The following is an 11,976-nucleotide window of genomic DNA, read 5'->3' on the forward strand; positions in this document are numbered from 1 at the left end:
TACTAACTAAATTGCACGCCCTGCAAAGGTATGAGCATTTCTACACGAGTTCCTTGTCCGGGAGCAGAGTTGATGTCAAGTTTGGCATTCAAAAAATTGGCCCGGGCTCTAATTCCGCTTAGGCCAATGCCACTGGCGGGCGACTCTTTCGAGTGCTCGAATCCTTTCCCGTCGTCTTCCAGCCAAAGACGAAGCGTTCCGGATTCCTGAGTCAGACTCAGGGTTACCTGCTGAGCCTCGGCGTGTTTAATAATATTTACTGAAACCTCCTGTACAATTCGGTAAAGAGCCAACTGTTGTTCATGGGAAAGAGCCGCTTCCTGAAATTGAAATGAATGCGTGATTTGTAGTCCGTTGACTTCCAGTTGCTGGAATAAAGCTCGCAAAGCCCCGGTAAATCCCAGTTTTTCGACTACCAGCGGAGAAAGATGATGCGAAACCCGACGAACCTCCTGCACCAGCGTTCCCAGAACGCCATGAGCCTGTTCGGCCAGTTCGATCATATCCGGCAGGGTTTCTTCGTACTGAATCTGATTGATAAACAGCCGGGCGGCAGACAGCGAAGCACCCACTTCATCGTGCAAATCCTGAGCAATGCGTTCCCGCTCATTTTCCTGAGCCTGAACGATCCCTTCGGTAATTTCCTTCTGATGGCGAATTTCCTGCTGGTGCATCTCCCGTTGCTGCTGAAAGAATTTCCGCTGGTAAACCACAACAAACATAACGACGGTTAGTGCCAGTAAAAACATTACTCCAACCCCCGCCAACAGAAGATAAGTAAACGTTATTTCCTGCGGAGCTTCCATAAGGCTACGGTATAGGTAGTGTACAAAAGCATATCCAGTATCGAATGAACAATCCAGAAAGACCAGTTAAATTCTTGAGAATACCTCCGAGCAAATTCGGCAAATAGATACAGGATGGTGTTACTAGAAAAATAAATAAGTAAACCTCCAGAAACCCAAAAAGCGGGTTCCTGATGGATAGAAGGAGTCTTTATTTCTCTGAACAACTTAAAAAAGTAAGCAATTACTAACGCTATAACGATTCCTCCTTCAATAACCCTGCTTAAACCATCAATCACGTTGTGATTGATAAAATCCTGAAAAGAGTTTAATTTAAGATATTTGCTACCAACGACCACAGCTAATAGAAGAATCAACCAGACTCTTGCCTTCTGTAACCAGGCAGATTCCAGCATCAAACTGTACATCCAAATAAACAAGCTTCCTTCAACTATCGTATAAATGGGATATAGAAACAGATTATTAACCTTTCTATACCATAAAATATCTGAAGCAGTCTGGATTATAAAAGCGAAAAACTGTATGTAACATAGAAACTTTACCCAGCCACTAACCCGCCGGAATTGAATTCCGGCGGTAATAGTTGCGATCCACATTGGTACAATTGCTACTGAAAGTATGATTTGTTGTACAGAATAGTGCATTTTACAATATTCTATTTACAAGTCGGCGGACAGGGTCTACTTAAATCAAAATATCCGTCATCATCATCACTGTCATCTTTTAATTTCTGAAGTCCGGTCTCCGCACGTAGTAACAAACCAAACGTATATACGGCTGGATCTCCTTCCTGATATGTAGGAGAAAGGTGTTCGTGAAGCCCGAAATTAATACGTACATCCGTCGCCTTTCGGTCAATTAGAAGGGCTTCCATGAATTCTTCCAGTTCATAGTTATACCCTTTCAAAAATCCATGGGTTACCAGGAAATTCTGAACACTGATTAGATCATCGTTCGCTTTGGTAAGCCAGTAAAACCGCCATTGCTTTTGTAACTCTGCTGGTACAAGTCCTCCATTGGACTGATCAGGACGCTTCTCAAAAATTGCTTCCTTCGCGTGATAATAAGGGGTGATTCGTTGCTCTAACTCATCCGTTCCCCAGAGTATGACCTGAAAAAAGTTTTCCTCTTCTTTCGAGAACCCGAATCTGATTTTGATGGTACTCGTACCGGGCGTAGAAAGCAGATACTCCAGGGTTTTCTGATTCAGAACAACTCCCGTTTGGATGCTGGTTTCGTTGGCAAAAAACGGAAAAGTGGCGGTTTCAAACTCCAGGGCCTTCCAGTCGGACGTCCAGGTTTTGAATACTTGTTCGGTGATAGTGTGGACATTCATAATCTTATGAGTAAAACAGCGGATAATGGGCGAATATAAGTAATTATTTGAGTCCATTATCCGCTCTTTTACCTCTAGATTATTCTTTTGTTTAACAAGCAGATTTTGAATAAGTATAGACCTGGATAAGCTTCTGCTCTCGCAGCCATAGGTAATCTATTCATAACCAAATGTTAACGACCCACACAGTTATCGAATAAATCCGTGTTACTTCGGGTTTGGAATCAGTTCTAGCTCCAGTGCATTTTCCTTCAGAGGAATCGCAAAGGCTTCCCGTTCCTGAGGATAGGATTTCTGTAATTTATACCTCTGCAATTTTTTCTGGGCTGGATATTCCAGTCGCAGGTAGGCGGTTGGTGTAATTTCGGAAGCAGGTTGTAATCGAATTTTTACTGCTTTAGTTACTGAATTGTAGGCAACCTGCTCAATCATTCCGGCATCCAGACTGACCTGAAGTCCAATGGGTGAAAGATACACATTCGACCGGGCCGCCGTGGTGGGTTTGAGTATCACTTCATTCCCCTGCTGACTGACATTACCTCCAAAACTCAGCCATCCAAATTCGGGATGTTGCGTTAAGTAGGATGTGGTGTTAACCGCATAACCGAAGAATCCACAACCATAATCGCCGGACAAAGCATCTATCTCCAGCGTAGAGGGATAGGAATGAAACGCCGCCGGGCCGAACCCATCTTCGGTGATATTGGCGATAGCTCCCATCAATCCACCGTAGCCGACGCGTAGCAGGTAAAAATCATCCGGCTGATCGCGATACGCCATTAACACTGGAATGGCATTGAGTCCAGAACCATAATGGTGAATCTGCCGCTCCACGCGAGACAATTTTCCGCCGTATAAAAAATCCCAATAGCGACGGGCATTTCCATTGTAAGCCCAGTGAGGAATGGTTGGCATGTACCCCAGAATCGCGTTAAGCGTAACTTCCGCTTTGTCACGGTACCCGAAGTAATACGACCAAACGTAAACTTCTTCCTGACCCGTTGAATCCCAGGGCATTTCGCTACCAAACGGATACTCAAGCGAACGCCAGAGATCGGCCCGTTTTTTCATGGTGCTTTCCAGTTCGGCGGCCAGCTCCGTTAATCCTTCCCGTTTTAAATCTTTTAGAATCAGATAAAATACGGTTCCCTCCATTTGACCAAACTGAGCGTAATAAGGAGCAAGTTTCACCATGCCCAGAGCCGTTTGGGCGGCATTCTCCAGATAACTTTTCCAGTTCCCCTGCTTTACCAGGTGCTGATGATTTCGCTGCAATCGGTATAATACCCAGTGAGCCGCCGCCACGTGCGGGTAGTTATACGAACGTCCCAGTGACTCGGCTTCCTTATGGGGCCAGGCCGACCAGCTTTTGTAGTTCACCGTCGGGCTGTAGGTATGGGGAGGCATGGAGTCGGGCTGATAATAAAACAGACTCTTCCGAACGCCGTATTGGTAGGGGCCTTCTTTATGCTGAATGTTTCCCCACAGGGTTTCATTCACAAAACGTTCCAGCTTTTGTACTTCTTCAGGTTTGGGCAACACGAGTTGTTTCATGGTCGCTCCGAGCCAGCTTCCAGCTCCGCCTTCGTCGCTCAGGCCCGCTACCCAGGCTCGGCTGTCCTGCGTTACCTGTTGCTTGGTTTCGTAATCATAGCTAATCACCGATGGGCTTCGATGAAATGTATCTTTAGGTACTTCGAACCACTGCTTTGTCGTTAGGAAATTCCCAAAATCGGCAATGGTTTCGCTTTCTGGTTTAATGATTTTATAATGGATCGTTTGCTTCAATCCATCCTCATACTGAATGGTTAAGCGAGCACGTCCCCATTTGTTACCCCGAATCAGGTAACTCTGAAGATTCTTCTTTTGAGAGGGAATGGATTGCCAGCTTAGAGCTTCGGCAGGCTCCACTTCCATTGATTTTACTTTACTTGAATGCTGCAAAAACAGCTTTGCTTCTACGTCTTGTGGGACCACATAACCCGGAATTCCTACCGCAACCGGACGTTTATGAGCAATCAACGTTTTTTCAATCTCCCGAATGCTGGGAGCCAGTACCAATTTCAGACCATAACTTTTCGTTTCGCCGGGTTTTAACGTAACGGAAGTAGCGGTATTCCAGGGTTGAGCCTTCGCCCAATCTTTTTCAGCGTGAGCTTTACTATGAATCATCCATTCATGAAAACCCTCAAAGACAATTCCTCGCGGCGTAGGATCATCCAGCAAAGGGTTATAGGCCTCAAATGGCGTGTTTCCTTCGGGTAGTACCAGTAATACCGACCCTTTGCCATGCAAACGAGCTACCTGTAAGTATCCGGCATCGGCCCCAATGTAGGGATCAAAAAAGACGTTTCGAGCATGAGCCTGCTCGAGCGTATTTCCTTCCAGAATGTTATTGAAAATCAGAGGGATACCTAACGAACCTAGTTCAATCGCTTCTTTACCGGGATTTTTGATCTGAAAGCGAAGGATTACGCCTCCATTCGTTTGCTCCCAGGAACGTTGAATTTCCAGGGGGAAATCAGAAGGAAAACTAGGCGAAAGATTCGCTATAGCCCAGACCTGTTTAGACTTTGGCGTTAATGCTTTTACTGCTGAACGTTTGCTCGCTGAAGAGAACGATTTCCACTCATTCCCTACCTTCAGGCGAAGATTAATATCCCCCAGTTGATACAGTCCGTCACCGCTACGCACTTTGAGTCGATCGCCTGGTGTAAAGTCGAAACTCTTCTCGCTGACCGGATGTAAACCTGCCACCGTCTGAGAAGACTTTACCAGCTTTAGTTCCAGCTCCGGCGTAGCAAAGGTTTGATACCCCTGCTCCAGATGAAGCGTGGATGGTTTTTCCTCCAGCTTTTTCCAGGGCGATTGCTGAGCCCAGCTCAGTTGAGTAATACTTAGTAACCCAGCGATCAATAGACCCCGGTGCTTTTTCAGGTAGGTAGCAGTAGTCATAAGGGGGGGAAGTCTTCCGGGTTAGGATTTCCCCGGAAGACCGTTTTTATTTTTGAAAGGCACCGTCCACTAAACGGAAGATATTCAGCGGATTACTGTCTTTTAATTCATCGGGTAAAAGTCCCTGCGGAAAACCCTGGTAACACACCGGACGGGCAAAACGCTTGATGGCATTTGTACCTACGGAAGTACTCCGTGAATCCGTTGTAGCGGGGTAAGGCCCCCCGTGTTGCATGGCGTGGCTTACTTCTACGCCCGTTGGGAAGGCATTAATAATTAATCGACCTACTTTCTGTTCCAGCTCGGATAATAACTCGGCATTGGCCAGTAACTCCTCTTCAGTACCAAACACCGTAGCCGTCAGGTGACCTTCCAACGAACGTGCTACCTGTAGTAACTCTTCACTGGTTTCAGCCTGCACAATAATACTGCTCGGCCCAAACACTTCGTGAGCCAGTAAAGGATTAGCCAGCAAAGCCGTTACCGAACTTTTCAGTAACACCGGACGACCTGCTGCGAAGCCTTCCAGCTCCTGAGCTTCGGCAACAACCTCTACGTTAGCCTGCTCTTTTAATTTAGTGATTCCCTGAGCAAAAGCCTTTTGAATGCCCTGCGTTAGCATGGCCGTGGGCGAAAGTGTAGTTAGGGACTCCTGAGCGGCCTGAATAAACGCCTGCGAATCTTCTGATATAGGCAGAATACTTAAGCCGGGATTGGTGCAAAACTGTCCCGTTCCCAGCGTTAGGGAAGATACGTAATTCTGGGCTAACGTTGCTCCCTGCTGTTTCAGGATTTGGGGTAAAAAGAACACAGGGTTCGTACTGCCCATTTCTGCGTATACCGGAATGGGTTCGGGGCGTTGATTGGCCGCATCGAACAGAGCTTTACCACCCTGAAACGATCCCGTAAAGCCAATGGCTTTAATGGAAGGATGACGAACCAGATCTAATCCAGTAGCCGTGGTACGGCCCTGAATCAACTGAAACGTATCTTTCGGAACACCCGTTACTTCAATCGCTTTATGAATGGCCTGAGCTACCAGTTCAGACGTGCCGGGATGGGCTGGATGAGCCTTCACTACGACGGGGCAACCCGCAGCCAGAGCCGAAACGGTATCGCCACCCGCTACAGAAAACGCCAGAGGGAAGTTACTAGCTCCGAAAATACCTACCGGGCCGAGTGGCCGCAGCATTTGCCGCAAATCAGGACGAGGCAGGGGCTGACGCTCAGGCAGGGCCGGATCAATGCGGGCTTCTACCCAGGAGCCTTCCCGTAGGTAACTGGCAAACAGACGTAACTGCCCCGTTGTACGGCCTCTTTCTCCCGTCAGACGGGCTAGCGGTAAAGCCGTTTCGGCGTTTGCCCGTTGTAAGAGCTCATCGCCCAACGCTTCGATCTGCCGGGCAATTTCTTCTAAAAAATCAGCTTTCGCTGACCCGGAAAGTAATCGGTATTCGGCAAAAGCTTGTGCCGCCCGAAGTCCGGCTTCGTTTATTTCCTGAGACGTAGATTCCTGAAAAACGCCCGGTAATAATTCGCCCGTAGCGGGATTAATGGCCTGAAAACCAGATTCGTTCATAAGTTCAGATGATTACTTATTAATCGTATAAAACCGCCAGCTAGTTTTAAAATCCTGCTGAAGCGGTTGTTTAGTAAGCAAAGCCCGAATTAACTCAACGGGCAGTTGATTGAGTTGCAATATAGAATCATGAAATTGTTTGTCCGTCATTTTTCCGCTGTCTACCAGCTCTTTTCGCAGGGCTACAAACTGCAAACCACCCACCATATAGGCTAATTGATACAGCGGTTCGTACCCTCCAATGAATGAACGACGAACCTCCCCCTCGGCATTCGCCCGCTCGTGCCCTACCCGATCTACCAGAAAGTTGATGCACTGTTGAGGCGTCCATTTGCCGAGGTGGTAATTAAGTGAAAAGATAATCCGGGCACAGCGGTGCATTCGCCAGAACAGCATCCCGATTTTGTCTTCGGGTGACTGCGGGAATCCCTTATCCCAAAGTACCATTTCCCAGTACAATGACCAGCCTTCAATCCAGAATGGCGAGTTAAAGCGACGGCGATGCGTCTCGAAGCGGTTATTCATAAACTGTTGCAGGTGATGACCTGCGATGAGTTCATGGTGAACCGTCGAACGGGAAAAATGAGGATTATTACCTCGCATACTCATCAGCTTATCGGCGTGTTCCATACTCGCCGTCGGGTAGGAAATCAGGATTTGTTCTCCGCCCAGAAAGAAGGGATTCACCAGTTGACGCTCGGGCGTCATCATGCCCATTCGCCAGGTTTCTTCGGCCAGCGGTGGAATGGTTACCAGGTCATGTTTTTTGAGAAAATCAACCGATTCGTTATACAATCGCAGAATTAACTCGGGTTGTTTACCCACGGGAACGTAGCTGTTCTTTACTTTCTCCTGAGCCGCCCGCCAGTTTTCGCCAAAGCCCATTTCCTTACTGGCTTTCAGTAACTCCTTGTCGCACCAGGCAAATTCCTGATTAGCGATGGACAGTAACTCTTCGGGCGAATAAGGGATGTATTCAAGCTTTAACTGACGGATTAACTCGTCACGACCTACCGCAACACCCTGGATACCGCTGCCATCATTAGCCATTGTACCCAGCTGGCCTTTGGGCTGAAAGAATTTCGTTAATTTCTCCAATTGTTCATTCAATCGCGGATAGGGTTTTTCCATCCACCATGTGAACATCGGATCGTATTGATTGTAAAACTCAAAAACGCTTCTAATGGCTTGTTGTAGTCCCTTTGTTGTTTCCTCAGCCCGACTCGCCAGTAGAGGATTCATCGTTTTCATCTCCCCTAATTTCTTCTCAGCCTGGGCAACCTGAGTCGTCCAGCTTTCAAAATCACGGGCCAGTTCTTCTGAATTCAGGTAAATGCCTCTCCGGCGTTTTTTCTCCAGTGCGTAAATCGGTTCGGCAAATGGAAACCAGTCTTTAATTTGCTCTGATTCTTTTTCTGCCGTAGCATATTCACGCAACTCGTCCTCCAGATCCCGGCGAAACAGTAAGTAATCCACCTGATTGTTAGGCGTTAACTGCTTAAAATTCAATGCATTTAACCGGGCGATATACTGCTGATTCAGTTCTTTCAGCCGTTGGCGGCGTTCAGGCGAATTCGCAATCACGTAAAAGCGACGCAAACTGCCTTTGTCAGCTTCATACTGGATAATATGCTGGCTCAACTGCGTAGGATCGGTCGGCATTTGAGCCTTACTTGAAAAACTTAGCAAAAGGCCAATCAGCAGAAGACAACGTGCCAGAGACATAGGTTATGGATGGTTAAGAGTAAGAAAAAACTACCGCTGTTGACGAGTCGTTTTCGCGGATTTTTCAGGTGCTGGCACGGTGGTATCCTTCGCATTCCAGTGGGGAGGCTGCACGTGCAGCAAATGCTGCACAAAAAAGTCCCGGCGTTTACGTTCGCCGTATTCTCCACCCGAGGAATGGCCCATGTTGGGCACTACTACCAACTGAAATTCTTTATTAGCCTTAATCAGAGCATCGGCCAACTGATAGGTTGACGAGGGATCGACGTTATCGTCCATTTCACCCAAAATCAGCATCAAATTTCCCTGCAATTGGTCAGCGTGAGTGACGTTTGAACAATCGGCATAATGCGGACCAATGGGATAACCCATCCACTGCTCATTCCACCAGATTTTATCCATCCGGTTGTCGTGGCAACCGCAGGACGAAACGGCAACTTTGTAGAATTCAGGGTGAAACAAAACTGCTCCTGTCGAACTCTGCCCGCCCGCCGAGGTGCCGTAAATACCCACCCGATCCAGGTCCATAAAAGAGTACTTTTTAGCTGCCGCCTGCATCCACAGAATCCGATCCGGGAAACCAGCATCTTTCAGGTTTTGCCAGCACACATCATGGAAGGCTTTGGAACGATTGGACGTACCCATACCGTCAATTTGCACCACAATAAAACCTAATTCGGCCAGTTCATGCAAGGCCGTATTCGTCGTAAACGACTTGGGAACAAAGGAATCATGAGGGCCGGCATAGATCATTTCAATGACCGGATACTTGCGGGATGGATTGAAATTCGTCGGACGAATAATCATCCCATAAATGTCTGTTTGCTGGTCACGCCCTTTGGCCACAAAGGGCTCGGGTGCTTTCCAGCCCGATTTTTCCCAAACGGAAAGATCAGCTTTTTCTAAAGTCGAAATAATCGAGCCGTCTTTACTGCTCCGCAGCACAGTGACTGGTGCCTGATTAATTCGGGAATATGTGTCAATGAAGCTTTCGTAATCATCCGAAAAGGTAACTTCGTGATTAGCCAGTTCGGGCGTCAGACTTTTCAGTCCTGAACCATCAAAATTAATTTGGTAATAATGCAGGTAATAGGGATCTTCTCCGGCATTCATGCCGCTGGCAGCGAACAGAATGGTGCGGGTTTTATCGTCCACATTCATTACTCTACGAACAACCCAGTCCCCTTTCGTAATCTGATTTTTAACCTGACCAGTGGCGGCATCGTAGAGGTATAAATGATTCCATCCATCCCGTTCGGAAGCCCAGATGATTTCTTTTTCGTCGGAAACATCCTGACGGAATCGTTTGCCACTGTAACTGAAAAAGGTTTTACATTTTTCTTCGATAACAGGCCGGATGGCTCCATTTTCTGCGTTCACATCCAGCACACGATAAACCTGATGCCCCCGCTGATTGTATTCAAGTGTAAAACTCTTACTATCTTTTCGCCAGTGCGGACGCGATAAATCGTATTGCTGGGCAATCAAATCCATCGAAATCCGGTATTGTTTTTTTGACGCGATGTCGAAAAGAGCCGGCTCTGAAATAGCCAGATTATCACCGGGTTTGGGGTAATTCCGCGTTTCCAGTTTAGGCTGTAGCTGATCGACAGGCGAAGAGCGAATCAGGTATAAGAGATGAGGGGTTGGTTTACGAATCTTCACTCCGGCCAGTTTCTTGCCGTCTGGCGACCAGCGAAGATCGCTGCTGTAGGCGTCCCCCGGCGAACCGTCGAAACTCAATGGCGTTTCCTTCTTTGTTTTTTCGTCCCGCAGGTAAACATTGCTGTTCTTTATTGCTGCGGATAAGCTACTATCAGGGCTATACGTTCGGCGGGTTTCGTCTTCTTCCCATCGCTCGCCCCAGTAACGACCGGATGGAACCTCGCCTTTTTTATGTAATCGTCCGTCTTCAAGAGTCCAGCGGACATTTTCAGCCACGAAGGAATAACCCTTATCCGTGGGTTTTAAGTTTTGGAGTGAAAGCTCGTACGCGGAAATGGTTTTACCTACCTGAGCACTGAGTTGTTTAGCCAGTTCTTCCTGATTAAAAGCGGGTTCCCGCCTACCCGTTTTCCGGTTCACCTGAATATATTCCCGACCTTTGGGGGTCTGAATGGTGTAGACTAATCGCTGGCTATTATCCTGCCAGTTAGTCTGCCGGGGAATATAATAAGCTTTATCTGTCCACTGTTTTTTTAGGGACTGACTTCGCTGATAATCAGCCAATGTGCCCTGAGCACAGAGTTGCTGAACGGAAAATAAGGCCAGAAGAAGAAAGGTATAACGCATAGAGGCTCGGTAGGTAAAACGAAAATTTAATCAAATCGATTCGGGGCAAATGCAGTAAGGCTCATACTAAGGGGCTGATCGGCAATTACTTCTGCCACCAGTTTTCCTGTAGCAGGGCCGAGGCTGAGTCCCATCATGCCATGCCCGGTCGCAATTACTACGTTTTCGTAGTTATTCAATCGACCGAGGTAGGGTAACCCATCAGGCGAACACGGACGTAATCCTTTCCAGACCTGATTTTTAGCGGGTAACTGAACCGGAATATCTGGATAATACTGATTAATAGATTCAGCAATACCCTGCACCCGATTCATGTTGACACTCATGTCTGTTCCGGCAATTTCCATGGTTCCTGCGAAACGTAAATCTCCCCCCATCGGCGTGGCTGTGGCCCGAGCTTCCAGCATAATCGCCGGAACCCGTACGTTCTGCTTCACGTCTTTCAACATGAAACTATAGCCTTTGCCACCCTGCAAGGGTAAAGACAACTGTAATTGCTTGACGATTTCAGAAGACCAGGCTCCTCCAGCAATCACAACTTCATCCACCGGGAAAGCCCCTGCTGTCGTTTCAATAGCCGTCACCCGTGACCCCTGTCTCGTAAAACCTGTTACCTCTTTGGCTTCCTTAAACGTAACGCCCGATTGTTTCAGGTGGGTAATGAGCGAAGACATGACCTGCGTTGGAACAACCTGAGCATCACCAGGGTAATACACTGCACCCGCCACTGTCACCCGAACATCCGGCTCCAGTGACTGCACCTGATCGGGGTTTAGTAACTGAGCCTCAATACCGGCGGCATTTGCCACATCGGCTTCATGCTGCATTTCGTGAGCAGCCGAAGGCGTTTTGAAAAGCATTAATAAACCCCGCTCGTGCCAGCCCATGTCCAGTGTATCAGCCATTTGCTGATACAAAGTCTTGCTTAGCAGACTGATGTCCCGCAGTGCCGGAATGGATGCTTCGACGTGCTTCTCGGTGGAGTGCTTGTAAAACAGCCAGCCCCATTTCATCAGATCGGCATTGAGCCGGGGTTTGACGTAAAAAGGACTTTTTGAATCCAGCATCCAGCGTAACCCCTTGGCAATCATGCCGGGCTGGGCCAGCGGAATAATATGGCTGGGAACGATCATCCCGGCATTGCCGTAGGAACATCCATCGGCAATGACCGTCTGATCGAAAATCGTTACCTGATAACCTGCCTGTTGCAGGTAATAGGCCGAACTTAGACCAATGATGCCGCCTCCCACAATTCCAACGTGTTTCATACGCGTATGGCCTGA

Annotated in this window: 8 protein-coding genes; all 8 read right to left on the minus strand. The window is 47.7% G+C overall.

Translation table 11 applies throughout. From position 1 onward, the window contains the following. Nucleotides 1-2: 2 nt before the first annotated feature. Complete coding sequence (locus tag QE357_RS23635; RefSeq protein WP_309713390.1) at nucleotides 3-806, minus strand: sensor histidine kinase; 804 nt, start codon at nucleotides 804-806, stop codon at nucleotides 3-5. Next, nucleotides 785-1,450, minus strand: coding sequence for a hypothetical protein (locus QE357_RS23640; RefSeq protein ID WP_309713393.1), 666 nt, complete (start codon nucleotides 1,448-1,450; stop codon nucleotides 785-787). The genes QE357_RS23635 and QE357_RS23640 overlap by 22 nt, the downstream gene beginning before the upstream one ends. Nucleotides 1,451-1,461: 11 nt before the next feature. Beyond that, a complete protein-coding gene (locus QE357_RS23645; RefSeq protein ID WP_309713395.1) occupies nucleotides 1,462-2,142 on the minus strand; it encodes a hypothetical protein in 681 nt (226 codons plus the stop codon). 207 nt (nucleotides 2,143-2,349) lie between these two features. After that, entirely contained in the window at nucleotides 2,350-5,097 is a 2,748-nt protein-coding gene (locus QE357_RS23650; RefSeq protein WP_309713397.1) for a DUF5695 domain-containing protein, read from the minus strand. A 46-nt stretch (nucleotides 5,098-5,143) separates the two neighbouring features. After that, entirely contained in the window at nucleotides 5,144-6,676 is a 1,533-nt protein-coding gene (locus QE357_RS23655) for an aldehyde dehydrogenase (NADP(+)) (RefSeq protein ID WP_307144058.1), read from the minus strand. 12 nt (nucleotides 6,677-6,688) lie between these two features. Further along, a complete protein-coding gene (locus QE357_RS23660; RefSeq protein WP_309713400.1) occupies nucleotides 6,689-8,401 on the minus strand; it encodes a DUF885 family protein in 1,713 nt (570 codons plus the stop codon). Between the two features lie 30 nt (nucleotides 8,402-8,431). Beyond that, a complete protein-coding gene (locus QE357_RS23665) occupies nucleotides 8,432-10,693 on the minus strand; it encodes a prolyl oligopeptidase family serine peptidase (RefSeq protein WP_309713402.1) in 2,262 nt (753 codons plus the stop codon). A 26-nt stretch (nucleotides 10,694-10,719) separates the two neighbouring features. After that, complete coding sequence (locus QE357_RS23670; protein ID WP_106636140.1) at nucleotides 10,720-11,961, minus strand: FAD-binding oxidoreductase; 1,242 nt, start codon at nucleotides 11,959-11,961, stop codon at nucleotides 10,720-10,722. Nucleotides 11,962-11,976 lie beyond the last annotated feature (15 nt).

This window comes from Siphonobacter sp. SORGH_AS_0500 (genome assembly GCF_031453245.1).
GTDB lineage: Bacteria > Bacteroidota > Bacteroidia > Cytophagales > Spirosomataceae > Siphonobacter.

Bases quoted from the DNA above. Each gene is read 5' to 3' on its own strand.
- QE357_RS23635 (WP_309713390.1), bottom strand. From the start codon at position 806: ATGGAAGCTCCGCAGGAAATAACGTTTACTTATCTTCTGTTGGCGGGG.
- QE357_RS23670 (WP_106636140.1), bottom strand. From the start codon at position 11,961: ATGAAACACGTTGGAATTGTGGGAGGCGGCATCATTGGTCTAAGTTCG.
- QE357_RS23655 (WP_307144058.1), bottom strand. From the start codon at position 6,676: ATGAACGAATCTGGTTTTCAGGCCATTAATCCCGCTACGGGCGAATTA.
- QE357_RS23665 (WP_309713402.1), bottom strand. From the start codon at position 10,693: ATGCGTTATACCTTTCTTCTTCTGGCCTTATTTTCCGTTCAGCAACTC.
- QE357_RS23660 (WP_309713400.1), bottom strand. From the start codon at position 8,401: ATGTCTCTGGCACGTTGTCTTCTGCTGATTGGCCTTTTGCTAAGTTTT.
- QE357_RS23650 (WP_309713397.1), bottom strand. From the start codon at position 5,097: ATGACTACTGCTACCTACCTGAAAAAGCACCGGGGTCTATTGATCGCT.
- QE357_RS23645 (WP_309713395.1), bottom strand. From the start codon at position 2,142: ATGAATGTCCACACTATCACCGAACAAGTATTCAAAACCTGGACGTCC.
- QE357_RS23640 (WP_309713393.1), bottom strand. From the start codon at position 1,450: ATGCACTATTCTGTACAACAAATCATACTTTCAGTAGCAATTGTACCA.